Genomic DNA, 16,546 nt, shown 5'->3' on the forward strand with positions numbered 1-16,546 from the left:
CGAACACGCTCACACCTTGTCGTTCTGAAACCGCATCGCCGTGCCTTCCCGTTCGATCCGAGCCCAGATCGCGCGCTTTTCCTCGTCGCTGAGGAACACCCAGTTCGACACTTCGGTGGCGGTTCGGCCGCAGCCTTTACAGACCTCGTCGAAGAGCGTGGAGCAGACGCCGATGCACGGGCTGTCGGGAAGATCGTGGAGATTCGAAGTCATCGGAAACCTTGAGGCGGGGAGGCGAAGTCCCGCTATGTTAACCGATGCGCGCGGTGCGCCTCGCACGCGCCGCTCAGCGTCGTGCGGACTTCATGTCAATTGCGCTGACCTTTGCGTCTGCGATCACGCCTAAGTCGCCAGTTGCCACAACAGCGCGCCATTGAGCGCAATGATGAACGCCGCCGACAGCCACGACAGCAGGAGCGGCACGCCGTGCACGCGCCAGCCGCGCATCAGCGCCGCATCGGACGCGCAGCGGATCAGCGGCACGACCGCGAGCGGCAATTGCAAGCTCAGCACGACCTGGCTCGCGACCAGCAACTGATTCGAGCCATGCTGGCCGAACACCCCCACCGCGAGCAGGGCCGGCCCGATCGCGAGCGCACGCGTGAGCAGCGCGCGTTTCCAGCGCGGTAACCGCAGCCGCAGGAAGCCCTCCATCACCGTCTGACCGGCCAGCGTGCCGGTGACGGTCGCGCTGAGTCCGCACGCGAGCAGCGCCGTCGCGAACAGGATGCCGGCCCAGCGGCTGCCGACGAGCGGCGCGATCAGCCGATGCGCATCGGCCAGATCGGTCACGTCGCGATGGCCGCTCGCATAGAACACGGCTGCCGCGACGATCAGCAGCGCCGCGTTGATCACGAACGCGAACGCAAGCGAGCCGAAAGTATCGAGATTGACGACGTGCAGCGCGGCCTTGATCTGCGCGTCGCTGCTGTCGGGCGCGTGATGCTTGACGAGCGCCGAATGCAGATACAGGTTGTGCGGCATGACCGTCGCGCCGACGATGCCCGCCGCGAGCCACAGCATGCCCGCGTTTCTGATCAGCTCGAGGCTCGGCGCCGTACCGGCCAGCGCCGCGTGCCAGTCGGGTCGCGCGAGCGCGAGCTGCACGACGAAGCACAGGCCGACGAAGCCGATCAGCGCGGCGATCACCGCCTCCAGCCTGCGGCCGCCTTTCTGCTGGAGCGCGAGCAGCGCGAAGGTGCAGACCGCCGACATCAGCACGCCGACCGTCAGCGATACGCCGAGCAGCAGTTGCAGCGCGACCGCGCTGCCGACCACCTCGGCGACATCGCAGGCGATGATCGCGACCTCGCTCGTCAGCCACAGGAACAGCGTCGCGCGCCGGCCATTGCGCTCGCGGCACAATTGCGCGAGGTCGCGCCCGGTCACGACGCCGAGGCGCGACGACAGCCATTGCATCAGCATCCCCATCAGGCTCGACAGCAGCACGATGCCGAGCAGGCCGTAGCCGTAGCCCGCGCCGGCGCCGAGCGCGGTCGCCCAGTTGCCGGGATCGATATAGCCGACCGCGATTAGCGCGCCGGCGCCGAGGAACGAGAACCAGTGCGCCGGACGCGTCGGCTCGCCCGGCAGACGCCGGCGCCGGTCGGGACGCATCGCGAAAGGATTGGTGTTCACCGTGCCAGAGCTTCTGGGAAACGCATCCTGCCGCAAGTCACAAGCCCATCGCACGCGCGCAGGACGTCGCGCAATACGCATCAAAAGATCATGATAGGAGCATTCGAGCCGTCGTGGCGGCGCCGCGGCGCATGAAAGGCGCGCCGGACGCCGACGCGGCTCTGCACCGGCAAGCACCGTCCGGCACTCGTGCGGGCCAGAGCGGCGCACCGCCCAGGTGCGAGCCAACGCCGAGCTGACAACCAGATAACAGCGACTCGACGAAACCCTCGCAGCCGGTGCCCAGCGCGGATAGAGCGCGGCCGACGCCCGCGTATTTTTCGGTAGACAGGCGCCGATAACCCGTTAAAATTGCGCCCATTTTGCAAGGGTGCGGCCAGAGCCTGTACCGTTTGCGCGACAGCTCCGGGTTTTTTTTTGTGCGGGCAATAATTGGTGGTAGTTTTCGGGGTTTTCAGGGGACCGTGCAGGCGACGGCGCGGCTTGAGTGACGAGAGGATCGGAGAACGAGATGAACAAGCGGATAGTGGGGCATATGGCGGCGCTGGTCTTGTGCGCGACGCCGTGGTTGACGGCTGCTGCGAAGGATACGCAGCTCAACGTATATAACTGGTCTGACTACATCGCGAAGGACACGATCCCGAACTTCACCAAACAGACCGGCGTCCAGGTCAAGTACGACAACTACGACAGTGACGACACGCTGCAGGCGAAGCTGCTCACCGGCAACTCGGGCTACGACATCGTCGTGCCGACCAGCAACTACGCGGGCAAGCAGATTGCCGCGGGCATCTTCGAGCCGCTCGACAAATCGAAGCTGCCGAACCTGAAGTACCTCGACCCGTCGCTGATGGCGCTCGTCGCCGGCGCCGATCCAGGCAACAAGTACGTGGTGCCCTGGGCGTACGGCACGACCGGCCTCGGCTACAACGTGACGAAGGTCCAGCAGATCCTCGGCAAGGACGCGCCGCTCGATAGCTGGGACATCCTGTTCAAGCCGGAAAACATCTCGAAGCTGAAGGCCTGCGGCGTGTCGGTGCTCGACGCGCCGGACCAGATGTTCGCAGCCGCGCTGCACTATATCGGCAAAGACCCGATGAGCACGAACCCGGCCGACTACCGCGCCGCGCTCGCGATGCTGAAAAAGATCCGCCCGTACATCACGCAGTTCAACTCGTCGGGCTACATCAACGACCTCGTCGGCGGCGACATCTGCTTCGCGTACGGCTGGTCGGGCGACGTCGTGATCGCCAAGCATCGCGCGATCGAGGCGAAGAAGCCGTACAAGATCGAGTACTTCGTGCCGAAGGGCGGCGCGCCGGTGTGGTTCGACGTGATGGCGATTCCGAAGGATGCGAAGCACAAGGAAGCCGCGCTCGAGTGGATCAACTACATCGAAACGCCGCAGGTGCACGCTGCGATCACCAACGCCGTGTACTACCCGAGCGTCAATATGGAAGCGCGCAAGTACGTGGACAAGGACGTCGCGAACGACCCGGCCGTGTACCCGTCGCCGGAAACCATCAAGACGCTGTTCCTGTTGAAGCCGCTGCCGCAGGAAATCCAGCGGCTGCAAACGCGGCTGTGGACCGAGTACAAGTCCGGCCGCTAGGCGCGGCAACAAACAGATAAGCAGCCTATGAAGCCCTCGGTGTTCACCGGGGGCTTTGTTCGTCAAACGCCGGAGCGAAGCAGCATTATGATGAGTAGTGACCAGCCGGGCGCGCTGGCCGGGACGGCCGTGCCGTCGACGGGCTCGAACGCCGCTACGGGCGACGCAGCGGAGCAGTACATCCAGATCGTCGATGTCGTGAAGAAGTTCGGCGAGACCGTCGCGGTCAAAGGCGTCAATCTGACGGTGAAGAAGGGCGAGCTGTTCGCGCTGCTCGGCAGCTCGGGCTGCGGCAAGTCGACGTTGCTGCGCATGATGGCCGGGCTCGAAACCGTGACGTCGGGCAAGATCCTGATCGATGGCGAAGATCTCGCGCAACTGCCGCCGTATCGCCGGCCGGTCAACATGATGTTCCAGTCGTACGCGCTCTTTCCGCACATGACGGTCGAGGCGAACGTGGCGTTCGGTCTGAAGCAGGAAGGCGTGCCGAAGGCCGAGCTGAAAGACCGCGTGCACAACGCGCTCGAACTCGTGCAGATGGGCCGCTTCGCGAAGCGCAAGCCGCATCAGCTGTCGGGCGGGCAGCAGCAGCGCGTTGCGCTCGCGCGCTCGCTCGTCAAGCGGCCGAAGCTGCTGCTGCTCGACGAGCCGATGTCGGCGCTCGACAAGCAGATCCGCCAGCGCACGCAGATCGAGCTCGTCAACATTCTCGACCAGGTCGGCGTCACCTGCATGATGGTCACGCACGATCAGGAGGAAGCGATGACGATGGCCAACCGCCTCGCCGTGATGAGCGAAGGCCAGATCGTGCAGCTCGGCACGCCGCATGAAGTCTACGAGTACCCGAACAGCCGTTTCTCGGCGGAATTCATCGGCTCGACCAATCTGTTCGAAGGCCATACGGTCGAGGACGAACCCGATCACGTGTTCATCGAAACGCCGGATCTGACGTGCCACTTGCACGTCAATCACGGCATCAGCGGTCCGCTCGGCATGCCGGTGACGATCTCGGTGCGCCCCGAACGCATCGCCCTCACGCGTAAGCCGCCGGAGGGCGCCTACAACTGGGGCAGGGGCGTCGTCACGAATATCGCGTACATGGGCGGCTATTCGCTGTATCACGTGAAGCTCGACGGCGGCAAGACCGTGATCGCGAACGTGACGAGCCTGGCGCTCACCGAAATCGATCCGCCGTCCTGGGGCGACGAAGTCTACGTGCGCTGGAGCGCATCGGCCGGCGTGGTGCTGACGTCATGAAAGAGGCGCTTTCGTCGTTTTTCGCGTGGCCCGCGCAGCGTCTGAAGTTCACGGGACGCACCGCGGTGGTGGCGGGGCCGTTCATCTGGCTGCTTCTGTTTTTCCTCGTGCCGTTCCTGCTGGTCGTGAAGATCAGCTTCGCCGATTCGCAGCTCGGCATTCCGCCGTACACGCAGCTCGTCACCTTCGCGGAAGGCGCGCTGCACATCACGCTCGATCTGTCGCACTACGCGTTTCTGTTGACCGACAGCCTGTACTTCGCGACCTATGTGAATTCGGTCGTGGTCGCGGCGATTTCGACCGTGCTGTGTCTGCTGATCGGCTATCCGATGGCGTACTACATCGCGCGCTCCAATCCGGCCACCCGCAATCTGCTGATGATGGCCGTGATGCTGCCATTCTGGACCTCGTTCCTGATCCGCGTGTACGCATGGATCGGCATTCTGAAGAACAACGGGCTGCTGAATAACTTCCTGATGTCAATCGGCCTGATCCATTCGCCGATCGAGCTGTATCACACGAACACGGCGGTCTATATCGGCATGGTCTATTCGTACCTGCCGTTTCTCGTGATGCCGCTGTACGCGCATCTCGTGAAAATGGACCTGACCTTGCTGGAAGCCGCCTATGACCTCGGCGCGAAGCCGTGGAAGGCGTTCTGGCAGATCACGCTGCCGCTGTCGAAGAACGGCATCGTCGCCGGCTGTCTGCTGGTGTTCATTCCGGCGGTCGGCGAGTACGTGATTCCTGAGCTGCTCGGCGGCGCGAACACGCTGATGATCGGCCGCGTGATGTGGAATGAGTTCTTCGACAACGCCGACTGGCCGATGGCATCCGCCGTCACGTGCGCGATGGTGTTGCTGCTGCTGGTGCCGATGGCGCTGTTCCAGCATGCCCAGGCGAAGGCATTGGAGGAGGGCCGCCAGTGAAGCCGAATCGCATGCTGCAGCTGATCGCTCTGGGCATCGGCTTTCTGTTTCTGTATATCCCGATCGTCAGCCTCGTCGTGTATTCGTTCAACGAATCGCAACTGGTGACGGTGTGGACGCGCTTCTCGACGCGCTGGTACGCGGCGCTGTTGCAGGACGGCGAGCTGATCACGTCGGCGTGGCTGTCGCTGCGTATCGGCCTGCTCACGGCGTTCGCGTCGGTGATCATCGGTACGTGGGCCGGCTTCGTGCTCGCGCGCATGGGGCGCTTTCGCGGCTTCACGCTGTACACCGGCATGATCAACGCGCCGCTGGTGATCCCCGAAGTGATTCAGGGCATCTCGCTGTTGCTGCTGTTCATCGAAATGGCGCGCTGGATCGGCTGGCCGGCCGAACGCGGCATCTTCACGATCTGGATCGGTCACGTGATGCTGTGTATTTCGTACGTCGCGATCATCGTGCAATCGCGCGTGCGCGAACTGCATCCGTCGCTCGAGGAAGCCGCGCTCGACCTCGGCGCGACACCGCTGCGCGTGTTCTTCTTCGTCACGCTGCCGCTGATCTCACAGGCGCTGGTGTCGGGCTGGCTGCTGTCGTTCACGCTGTCGATCGACGACGTGGTGCTGTCCGCGTTCCTGTCGGGTCCCGGTTCGACGACCTTGCCGCTCGTCGTGTTCTCGCGCGTGCGACTTGGTCTGAACCCGGAGATGAATGCGCTCGCGACGCTGTTCATCGCGGTCGTCACGGTCGGCGTCGTCGCGGCGAACTTCTTCATGCAGCGCGCGGAGCGCAAGCGGGTCATGATGGCGGTTTGAGCTTGCGCGACGCGCGGACATCGCGCGCGACGCGTGATCGAACTGGAAATCGCGGCCCTCACTCCTTCTGACGATAGCGATGATCGAGTCCCTTCTGCGCGTGCTGGACTGGCAGCCGCTCTATCGGCTGTGGGAACTGATCGTGATCATCGTGAAGTTTCTGTGGGAGCTGTTGCGGTTGCTGAGCGGTGGCGGGTAACGAATGCGCCGGCCCATGCCCAAGGCGCCGGATTGCCATTGTGCGGACTCAAGGCGCGAAGCGGTAATCCTGCTGGCGCACGCGGCGCGTACGCTTGCGAAAGCTGAACGTGAAGCCGGGCCAGATCGCGGTGACTTTGCCGCTCTGCGTCTGATACCAGCTGTGGCAGCCGCTAGTCCACACAGCGTGCCGCATCTCCTGTTGCAAACGCGCGTTGAAATCGCGCTGCACGTCGGCGCGCACGGTCATCGTGCGCGCATTCTGTTTGCGCAGCACGCGCAGGCAATCGCCGATATACCGCAGTTGCGACTCGATCATGTAGATCATCGAGTTATGGCCGAGCCCCGTGTTCGGGCCGGCGATCATGAAGAAGTTCGGGAAGTTCGCGATGCTCGTGCCGAAATAGGCCTCGGGGCCATCGCGCAGCCAGAGCGTGCTGAGGTCGGTGCCATCGAGGCCGGTCACTTCGAACGGCGCGGGCACGTCGTTGACCTGGAAGCCGGTGCCGCAGATGATCGCGTCCGCGCGGTGATGCACACCGTCGTCGGTCACGATGCCATCCGCGACGATCTCGCGGATACCGCTCGTCACGACGTCGACGTTCGGCTGACAGACGGCCGGGTAATAGTCGCTCGACAGCAGCACGCGCTTGCAGCCGAGCCGGTAGTTCGGCGTGAGCTTCGCGCGCAGCGCCGGGTCCTTGACGCGTCGCTGCAGATAGCTGAGGCCGAACTTCATCGGCATCTTCATCAGCTTCGGATTGACGACGAACGCGATCCCACGGGACTCGAGCTGCCAATAGATCGCGCTGCGAACGAAGCGCTGCGTGAACGGCAGCGTGCGGAACAGCCATTGCGCGCGCAGGCCGATCGGCTTGTCGCGCTTCGGCATCACCCACGGCGCGGTGCGCTGGAACAGAGCCAGATGCGCGACATGCGGCTGGATTTTCGGCACGAACTGGATCGCGCTCGCGCCGGTGCCGATTACCGCGACGCGTTTGCCGTCGAGCGGATAGGCATGATCCCAGCGCGCCGAATGGAACAGCTTGCCCTCGAAACGTTCGATGCCGGCGATGCGCGGCAGCGCGGGACGCGACAGCGGACCGTTCGCGGCGATCAGCACGTCGGCCTCGACGATTTCGCGCGCGCCGTTCGTGTCGAGCTCGACGAGCCAGATCTGCCGCGCTTCGTCGAAGCGCGCGGCGCTCACTTTCGCATTGCAACGCACGTAGCGATCGACGCCGTACTTGCGCGCGCAGTGCTGCAGATACGCGAGAATTTCGGCCTGGCTGCTGAACGAGCGCGACCACGCCGGATTCGCCTCGAACGAGAACGAATAGAGATGCGAGGGGACATCGCAGGCCGCGCCGGGGTAGGTATTGTCACGCCACGTGCCGCCGATGCCGCTCGCGGCCTCATAGACCGTAAACGACGTGATGCCCATTTGCTGCAGACGGATGGCCATGCCGATGCCGGCAAAGCCACTGCCGACGATCGCAATGCGCAGCGCGGTGGATGAAGCGGAAGGGACAGGCGTCACGGCGGTCTCCGGCACGGGGCGAAAGCGGCGGGTGAAACGATAGCGGCTCCGGCGCGCTGGACTCGCGCGGCGCGACGGGCAGGGGCGAAATCGCGCGTCTACAGCCTGTCTTTTCATTCGACGCGGATCGATCGGGTTCGATCAGGTATCGGTCCAACCGCCGGAATCGTCGTTGCTGCCCATATCGATGACGCCGCCGCTGCCGTCATCGTTCCAGTCGTTCGAACCCTGACCGAAGTCGAGGCCGCCGCCGTTTGCGCCGTCGTCGCCGCGCCGGCGCAGTTCGTCGGGGTCGACGACCACGTCGCGCTCGACTACGCGGTCACGCCCATGACTGAGCGCTTCGCCAAGCAGCACGCCGGTCAGCAGACCGCCCATGCCGCCACCCATGCCACCGCCTTGCTGCACGATGACCTGCGGCTGCTGCTGATAGGGACCCTGTTGCGGATAAGGCGGTTGCGGGCTGCCGAAGCGCTCGGCCTCCTGCGCGTACGTCGATTGCTGAGCGGTGCCCACGGACGCGGCGGTCGGATCGGGCCGGCCGTCGGCGCGCGCGCGCAGGCTCGCGATGCGCTGCTCGAATTCGTCGAGTGCATAGGGCGGCAGCGGACTCTTGCCGTTCGACAGCGTTTCGACGGCGCCGCGCAACTGCTCTTCGGTCGCTTCGACGTCTTTCTCGAGCAACTCGTGACCCGGCGTGGTGGACAGCTTCACGTCGAGCTTGATCGAACGCACCGTGTTGAGCATGTCGGTGGCGCGCTTCAATTGCGCGCGGCGGTCCTCGTCGGCGCGCGTGTCTTCCTGGCTGCGCGCGCGGCGCAAGGTCCAGCGCAGCACGAGCGCGATCACCGCGATCAGAACAATGATACCGATCCACATACCCACCCCCGGACCATGCCGTTGTTGCGCTTGCGACATCATCGCCGACTGTTGCTGCACAGCAGGCGCATTCTGCTGCGCGAACGGATTCGCGGCGTGACGGGTGACGTTGCCGCCCGCGCGTTCCGCGTCGCGGCGCAGGCGCGCTTCGGTTTGCGCGAAGCGGCCCGGGTCGGTGAAGCGGATCTGCGGATCGAGCGTCTTTGCCTGTTGGAGCTGCGCGAGCGCGTCGGCGGAACGGCCTTCGCGATCGAGCACCTGGGCGTACAGATAGTGCGCGTGCGCGTTGTTCGGATGCGCTTGCAACACTTCGGTGAGGCCGGCGTCGGCCTGCTGCCAGTTGCCCTGCGACATCGCCGATTCGATTTGCTGAGCGGTCGGCACCGCGAACGCCGCGGCCGACACGAGCAGCAGCGAAGCGAAGGCGGTTGCGAAAAGTTTTTTCATTTGCGGACCGGGCGGGGCGCGCCCGTCTCCATCAGTCGATTGCGGTGGCTGCCTGTGGCGGCCGGTATGCCGGTGCGTTCAGAAGCGAGCGCACCGGCATGTACTGCTACTGCCGTTGTCATTGCCGCGCGTACTTGCTGTGCGTACTTGCTGTGAAGCGGGTACACGCATCCAGCATTCACTGCGCCGGCGTATTGAGCTGCTTCTTCAGCGCTTCGAGCCGATCGTCGACGGACGGGCCGCGGTTCAGATCCGCGAGCTTGTCGTCGAGCGCCTTGCCGCTTTTCTCGTCGGCGGAGTTCAGCCGTGCGTCGGAACGCGCGTTCGACAGCGCGACTTTATCTTCGAGCTTCTGGAAATCCTCGGACAGGTTCTTGCCGCCGATGCCGCCGAGTGCGGTGGCCGCGGTATCTTTCGCCTGCGCGATCTGCTGCTTGGCTTGCAGGATGTTCGAGCGCGCGTTCAGGTCGTTGCGGCGCGTGCGCATGTCCTCGATCTGGCTCTTCAGTTGCGCGACCGACGGCTCCAGCGAAGTCAGTTCTTTCGTCAGCGCATCGCGTTCGGCTTCGGCCGTGGCCTGCGCGCCGAGCGCTTCACGCGCGAGCGCTTCGTCGCCGGACTGCAGCGCCCGGCGAGCACCGTCTTCATACTTCTTCGCCTTGTCCGCGGCAACATCGCGCTTGCTTTGCTGGGTGGCGACCTGCGCCTGAATCTCGATCAGCGAGTTTTCGGCCTTGCCGATGCTGTCGTCGAGTTCGCGCACGATCTGGCGCGAGTCGCGCGACGGATCCTGCACCGAGTCGGCCGCATCGTTCAAAAGACCTTTGAGCGTGCGCGAAATGCTGTCGAAAAGCGACATGAAAACCTCCAGAGAATGTGAGCGGCGCCGACGATGCGTGTGCGCCTGACTGCCTTGAATCATTGCTACTTTACGCCGCCGCGCGCCATGCTGCGCAACGTTCGGACCGGAGTTCGGGGCGCACTTGCCAATTGCAATAGCGCGGTCCGTTTTTGTTGGGGCGCAAAGCCGGGTTGAGGATTGTCTGGATGATGGAAAGCCGCGATGGGCATGGACTTGACGGCGGATATTACACCATCGGCTGTGTTGAAGATGGCTTAATCGATGCGGCTTGCCGAAGGCCCGAACGATGCGCGAAAAGCCGCTGTTTGCGGGTGTGGGCGGGTATTACCGCGCGACGTTTTCACGCAGGTGTCACTGATGTAACGATATGCAACGGGGACTCGTTGCGCACGCCCGCGTGCTCGCTCGGATGCAGTGTTTGCGGCTCGGCGCGCGGTAATTTACTGTCACGCTTTCCGTCACGCGAAGCGGCCGCCTTCGGCGCTCGGGTCGCTGTGCGGTTCGTCGTCGTCGTCGGAGTCCTGGTCGTTGTGGCGGCGCTTGAGTGAGTTGCGCAGACGCGCCGACGTGCCGGCCAGCCGTTTCGATGCGGCGTTGTCGATTGCGTCCGCTTCGGCGTTTTCCGCGTTTTCGGCGGCTCGTGCTGCCGTCAGACGCGCGACGGCTTCGGCGGTGGCCGCGGCCTGTTCGTCCTGCTCGGCGGCGAGCGCGGCGGCGACGCCCGCGGGAAGCAGCGGGGCGGGGGCATCCACAGCGTCGGTCGCAAGAGCGGGTCGACCGGCTTGCTGCATCGAGGGCGAATCCACGGCATCGGCCGCGCCGGCAGCCGCGCTTGCCGCGGCGGCGGCCACCGGAGCCGCCGCGTCTTTCTCGTGCGCTTGCAGCGCTACCGGCAGCGCGGCGCGCGCATAGCGCGTACCGCGCGCGACGCGCTGCAGCGCCGCGTTCAGCGGATCGGGCGCGCGCGGCGCGCGCAGCCGGTCGACGATGCTCGCGGCCTTGACCTGTTCGCTGGTCGCGCCGAAGCTCAGCACCGCGCGCCGCATCAGTTCACTCACGCTGATGCCCAGATCCTCGGCAGTCGCGGTGATCGCACGTTTCTGCGCTGTCGTGACGAACACGACGATGCGCTCACTGGGCTTGGACATGATCGACTCGCAGTCTTGTTAGCATGGGCGGGTCGGCGCGTGCCTCCGGATACGGTGTCGGAACCCGTCATCGGAACTGCCGTTGGATCCCGCCGTTCGGGTCCTCATCGCGCGCATCGAGGGACGCGCGCGGGGTTCATCATATGACGAGTTGCGCCGCCACGGAACAAGCGCGGTGCGAAAATCCCGTGACATCAATGAGTTGTAGTGTTTGCGGCCGGCTTGTCCACAGCCCTTTCAACAGAAAATGTTGATAACCCCGCATAAGCTGCGCGTCGCACGCACGCTGCAATGCGCGCTGCGCGAAATTACAGACCCTTACCAGGAAAAGGCGGCCGGCGAAGGGAATTCTTACAAAAAAACTGCCTTGGACCGCTGCCGATTTCTTTAAAATGTGCCGTTACGTTGCGCCGGACATGGTCCGAGGCGTGCCGTGCGGCCGGCCGGGGGCAAGGTCCGCAGGGCGGCGTACGTCCCGGCCAGGATGTCGAACACGACCCATGCGCGCGCCGCGAGCGCGTGCAGACAGGCGCGCAGTCGCGGGCCCCTTATTCCAGTCATGCCAATCATCAAACGACCGCATTCCTCGAACTCTCCGGCCGGTGAAGACCGGGACTCCCACCAACGCACCCCTGGACGCAATGCCGCTTCGCGCGAGCCTGAGCGCGGCCGTCGATCGATCGGCGCGTCGCTCGTGCTGTGGTTCTTCGGCCTGATCGCGACCGTCGTCGTGGTCGGGGCGCTGATCGTCGGCTATGCGCTCGTCGTGATGGGGCCGCAATTGCCGTCGCTCGACGCGCTGACCGACTATCGCCCGAAAGTTCCGTTGCGCGTCTACACCGCCGATCACGTGCTGATCGGCGAATTCGGCGAGGAGCGGCGCAGCCTCGTGCGCTTCCAGGACATCCCCGACCAGATGAAAAAAGCGGTGCTCGCGATCGAGGACTACCGCTTTTACGAACACGGCGGCGTCGACTTCGTCGGCATCCTGCGCGCCGGTTTCGCTGACCTTGCGCATGGCGGCGCATCGCAGGGCGCGAGCACGATCACGATGCAGGTCGCGCGCAACTTCTTCCTCTCCAGCGAGAAAACGTACACGCGCAAGATCTACGAGATGCTGCTCGCGTACAAGATCGAGCGCGCGTTGACGAAGGACCAGATCCTCGAGCTGTACATGAACCAGATCTATCTGGGCGAGCGCGCGTACGGCTTCGCCGCGGCCGCGCGCGTGTACTTCGGCAAGGACCTGAAGGACCTCACGCTGGCCCAGGCCGCGATGCTCGCGGGTCTGCCGAAGGCGCCGTCCGCGTATAACCCGGTCGTCAATCCGAAACGCGCGAAGATCCGTCAGGAGTACATCCTGCGACGCATGCTCGAGCTGAACTACATCACGCAGCAGCAGTACGACCAGGCCGTGAAGGAAGAGATTCAGACGAAGAATCCGGGCAACGAGTACAGCGTGCACGCCGAGTACGTCGCCGAAATGGTGCGGCAGATGATGTACGCGCAGTACAAGGACGAAACCTATACGCGCGGCCTGAACGTCACGACCACGATCGATTCCGCCGATCAGGACGCCGCGTATCGCGCGGTGCGCAAGGGCGTGATGGACTACGAGCGGCGCCACGGCTATCGCGGACCGGAAGGCTTCGTGCAGTTGCCCGAGGCGGGCGACGACCGTGACCAGACGATCGACGACGCGCTGACCGATCATCCGGACAACGGCGAGATCATCGCCGGCGTGGTGACGGACGCAAGCGCGAAGCAGGTGGTCGCGCAACTGGTCGACGGTACGCAGGTGACGGTGTCGGGCGACGGCCTGCGCTTCGTCGCCGCGGCGCTGAGCCCGCGCGCGAACGCGACGCTGCGCATCAAGACGGGTTCGATCGTGCGCCTCGTCGCCGACGACAAGGGCAACTGGCAGATCACGCAGCTGCCGCAGGTCGAGGGCGCGCTCGTGTCGCTGACGCCGCAGGACGGCGCGATCCGCGCGCTGATCGGCGGTTTCGACTTCAACAAGAACAAGTTCAACCATGTAACGCAAGCGTGGCGCCAGCCGGGTTCGAGCTTCAAGCCGTTCATCTATTCGGCGGCGCTCGACAAGGGGCTCGCACCGGCGACGATCATCAACGACGCGCCGCTGTACTTTCCGCCGAGCACGCCGGGCGGCGACGCGTGGGAGCCGAAGGACGACGACCAGCCTGACGGTCCGATGTCGATGCGCGTCGCGCTGCAGAAGTCGAAGAACCTCGTGTCGATCCGCATCCTGTCGTTCATCGGCACCAAGTACGCGCAGGACTTCGTCACGCAGCGCTTCGGCTTCGACGCCGACAAGACCCCGCCGTATCTGCCGATGGCGCTGGGCGCTGGCCTCGTCACGCCGCTGCAGTCGGCGGGCGCGTACTCGGTGTTCGCGAACGGCGGCTACCGGATCAATCCGTATCTGATCAACGAAGTGACTGACGCGCGTGGCGTGGCGATCTCGCGCGCGCAGCCGCTCGTCGCTGGGCACGATGCGCCGCGCACGCTAGAGCCGCGTAACGCATACATCATGAACAGCCTGTTGCACTCGGTCGCGACCGAGGGTACGGGAGCAGGCACCAACGTGCTGAAGCGCTCGGACCTGCAGGGCAAGACCGGTACGACCAACGACGCGAAGGACGGCTGGTTCGCCGGCTATCAGCAGTCGCTGGTGGCGGTCGCGTGGATGGGCTACGACCAGCCGAAGAGTCTCGGCAGCCGCGAATTCGGCGCGCAGCTCGCGCTGCCGATCTGGGTCGAGTACATGCAGCGCGCGCTGCGCGGTGTGCCACAGGCCGAGCCGCAGCAACCCGACGGTGTGACGGTGATGAACGGCGAGCTGTTCTTTACCGACAAGTTGCCGGGGCAAGGCTTCGTCGCGAGCATCGGTCTCGATTCGGGCAATCCGATGGCCGGCGCGACCGATGCGGTGGGCGGTGTCGGGCCGGCGGGCATGACGCCGCCGGTGGTGCCGCCGCCGAGCGTGTCGACGAACGAGAAGAAGCAAATCATGGATCTGTTCGAGTCGAACAAGCCTTGATGTAGAAGCCTTATACGGCGGGGCTTTTCCGCGGTGTGCCACAAAATCTGATCACAGTGCACCGAAAGTGTGATTATTTTCCGGCGCCTTAGTAGCTCGCTGCAACGAGCATCGGCGCCGGCGTGGTATGCAGCAGTACGGTGTCCCCCTGCACATGCCAACTCGCCCGCGTGTGGCGCACGTCGTGAAACCTGAACTTCTCGGTGACGCCCACGCGGCGACGCGCCGCGCGCCACTCGTAATCGTTCCATCGGTCGGCGAGTTCGCCGCCCTCTGTTGAATGGTCGGTTAACGGTTCCCTACTGACCCGTTCCTTCTTTACGGCCTGCGTGCGCGAATGTATCGGCGGCTGAATCCATCGCGCGCTCAAGCACTTGGGCGCGATCTCCAGGCCTTATCAACAGGTCTTTCAACACATTCTGTGGATAACTGACCCGGCCGTTGTTTTCCCGTCGTGATTCCGCCCGACCGCGCTCTATTGCTTCAAAGCTGCTCCCTTGCATGACGTGCACGACAATGCGATTCGCTTCAAGCAGTTAGACGCTTAGCCCCAGGCTTATCAACAAGTCTGTCAACACAAACTGGGGATAAGTGCGCCGCACTCCGTAGGGAATCCCAGGTTTAATTCGATGCGATTGTGTTCGATGTACCGGCAGACGACGTCCCTCTTTGATCAACCGGCGGATTCCCCATCGCCTGAAACAACGCGGCCGTATCCGTCAGCCGCGCGCTCGTATAACGGATCTCATCGAGTTGCGCGTTGCGCCATTGCTGCTCGCTCGAACGCGTCGCGGCGACGGGCAGCGCGCCGAGCCGATAGCGCGCCGAGGTCTCGTTGAACACGCCCTGTGCCGAACGCGCGGCGACGTTCGCGGCATCGAGCGACTGCGCGTCGTGCTCGAGCGAGGCGAGCGTGTCGGCGACGTTCTGAAACGCGGCCAGCACAGTCTGTTTGTACTGCGACACGCTCGCTTCGTACGTGTGCTGCGCCGCGCGGCGCTGCGCGAGCAGCGCGCCGCCATGAAACAGCGGTTGCGACAGCGACGCGCCGATGCTCCAGATGGCCCCCGCACCGGACATCGCGACCGGCCAGCTAAACCCGCCTTGTCCCATCGATGCCGACAGCGACAGACTCGGGAACATCTGCGCGGTGGCGACGCCGACATCGGTCGCCGCGGCCTTCAGCGCGGCGTCGGCGGCCTCGATGTCAGGTCGCGTGCGCAGCAGCTCCGACGGCACGACCACCGGCACCTGCTCCGGCACATGCAACTGCGCGAGATCGATGTCGTCGGGCGCGGCATCGGGTGTGCGGCCAAGCAGCACCGCGAGCGCGTGACGCGTAGTGAGCCACTGTTGCTTCAGCGCCGGCAGACTCGCCGACACGCTCGCCGCGCTCTGCTGCGCGTTCAGCAGATCGGCATGCGATACCGCGCCGAGCGCGAAGCGCCGTTCGGTATCGCGCGCCTGATCGTTGGCGAGGACCACGAGCCGCTCGGTCGTATCGATCTGAGCATGCAGCGCGGCGCTCGTGATCGTCGCGGTCACGATGTTCGCGGCGAGCGCTCGCCGCGCCGCCTCGAGCTGGTAGACCTGCACGTTCACGCGCGCGGCGAGCGCCGCGTTCGCGAGCCGCGCGGCGCCGAACAGATCGAACGTGTAGTGCGCCTGCAACTGACCGACGAACACGTTGTACAGAAACGTGTTCGGTCCGATCTCGGGGATCGCGAGCGCGCGATTGCGGGTGGCCTGGCCGCCGGCGTCGATGGTCGGCAGCAGCGAGCTGCCGACCTGCGCGCGCAATTGCTCGCGCGCGGCGGCGAGACTGCGGTCGGTCGCGTCGAGCGTCGGACTGTTGCGGAGGCCTTCGTCGACGAGCGCGTTCAGCGCAGCCGAGCGGTACAGCTTCCACCATTCGGGCACCGGCTGCGCGCCGGTCACGAACTCCTGCGTGACGCCCTGCGCGGGCACGGTTTGCGTCGGTAGCGGCTCGGCACCGTAGTGCGCGGGCTGCGGCATCGCGGGCGGGTCGCCGTTCGGTCCGAACGAGCAGGCGCCGAGCATGCAAGTGATGCTGGCGATGCCGGTGGCAAGCGTGGTACGGGCCAGCGCGTCGAAGTGCGCGCGGCGGTGGCGGGATAGGGCGGGAATAGTCATGCTCGT

12 protein-coding genes are annotated in these 16,546 nt (G+C 64.9%); 5 read left to right on the forward strand and 7 right to left on the reverse strand.

The annotated features are described in order from the left end of the window. Positions 1-9: 9 nt before the first annotated feature. The gene (locus tag OKW45_RS21870; protein WP_018417706.1) at positions 10-213 is read right to left on the reverse strand and encodes a DUF1289 domain-containing protein; all 204 of its coding nucleotides are present in this window, start codon (positions 211-213) and stop codon (positions 10-12) included. 129 nt (positions 214-342) lie between these two features. After that, the gene (locus tag OKW45_RS21875; RefSeq protein WP_429471051.1) at positions 343-1,638 is read right to left on the reverse strand and encodes an Nramp family divalent metal transporter; all 1,296 of its coding nucleotides are present in this window, start codon (positions 1,636-1,638) and stop codon (positions 343-345) included. Between the two features lie 511 nt (positions 1,639-2,149). On the opposite strand from OKW45_RS21875, the gene OKW45_RS21880 reads away from it, so the two are divergent. The 4 genes from OKW45_RS21880 to OKW45_RS21895 all read left to right on the forward strand — a co-directional run bounded on the left by OKW45_RS21880 (position 2,150) and on the right by OKW45_RS21895 (position 6,251). Next, complete coding sequence (locus OKW45_RS21880; protein WP_429471053.1) at positions 2,150-3,250, forward strand: polyamine ABC transporter substrate-binding protein; 1,101 nt, start codon at positions 2,150-2,152, stop codon at positions 3,248-3,250. A gap of 90 nt (positions 3,251-3,340) precedes the next feature. Further along, positions 3,341-4,507, forward strand: coding sequence for an ABC transporter ATP-binding protein (locus OKW45_RS21885; protein ID WP_026225328.1), 1,167 nt, complete (start codon positions 3,341-3,343; stop codon positions 4,505-4,507). Beyond that, a complete protein-coding gene (locus OKW45_RS21890) occupies positions 4,504-5,436 on the forward strand; it encodes an ABC transporter permease subunit (RefSeq protein WP_429471054.1) in 933 nt (310 codons plus the stop codon). Before OKW45_RS21885 ends, OKW45_RS21890 begins: the two co-directional genes overlap by 4 nt. Further along, a complete protein-coding gene (locus OKW45_RS21895) occupies positions 5,433-6,251 on the forward strand; it encodes an ABC transporter permease subunit (protein ID WP_018417711.1) in 819 nt (272 codons plus the stop codon). Before OKW45_RS21890 ends, OKW45_RS21895 begins: the two co-directional genes overlap by 4 nt. A 247-nt stretch (positions 6,252-6,498) precedes the next feature. Here OKW45_RS21895 and OKW45_RS21900 read toward each other — a convergent pair whose 3' ends face one another. The 4 genes from OKW45_RS21900 to OKW45_RS21915 all read right to left on the reverse strand — a co-directional run bounded on the left by OKW45_RS21900 (position 6,499) and on the right by OKW45_RS21915 (position 11,325). After that, a complete protein-coding gene (locus tag OKW45_RS21900) occupies positions 6,499-7,989 on the reverse strand; it encodes a flavin-containing monooxygenase (protein WP_429471056.1) in 1,491 nt (496 codons plus the stop codon). 141 nt (positions 7,990-8,130) lie between these two features. Continuing rightward, positions 8,131-9,315 carry a tetratricopeptide repeat protein gene (locus OKW45_RS21905; protein WP_429471057.1) on the reverse strand — a complete coding sequence of 395 codons (1,185 nt, stop codon included), beginning with the start codon at positions 9,313-9,315 and terminating at the stop codon, positions 8,131-8,133. Between the two features lie 178 nt (positions 9,316-9,493). Next, positions 9,494-10,174 carry a PspA/IM30 family protein gene (locus OKW45_RS21910; RefSeq protein WP_018417715.1) on the reverse strand — a complete coding sequence of 227 codons (681 nt, stop codon included), beginning with the start codon at positions 10,172-10,174 and terminating at the stop codon, positions 9,494-9,496. Between the two features lie 461 nt (positions 10,175-10,635). After that, the gene (locus OKW45_RS21915; protein ID WP_429471059.1) at positions 10,636-11,325 is read right to left on the reverse strand and encodes a hypothetical protein; all 690 of its coding nucleotides are present in this window, start codon (positions 11,323-11,325) and stop codon (positions 10,636-10,638) included. Positions 11,326-11,884: 559 nt separating this feature from the next. Here OKW45_RS21915 and OKW45_RS21920 point away from each other — a divergent pair. Then, positions 11,885-14,386 (forward strand): penicillin-binding protein 1A, encoded by a 2,502-nt coding sequence (locus tag OKW45_RS21920; RefSeq protein ID WP_429471061.1) that lies wholly within the window; start codon positions 11,885-11,887, stop codon positions 14,384-14,386. Between the two features lie 621 nt (positions 14,387-15,007). Here OKW45_RS21920 and OKW45_RS21925 read toward each other — a convergent pair. Beyond that, a complete protein-coding gene (locus OKW45_RS21925) occupies positions 15,008-16,540 on the reverse strand; it encodes an efflux transporter outer membrane subunit (RefSeq protein WP_429471063.1) in 1,533 nt (510 codons plus the stop codon). Positions 16,541-16,546 lie beyond the last annotated feature (6 nt).

It is taken from the genome of Paraburkholderia lebeckiae (genome assembly GCF_050436225.1).
Lineage (GTDB): Bacteria > Pseudomonadota > Gammaproteobacteria > Burkholderiales > Burkholderiaceae > Paraburkholderia > Paraburkholderia tuberum.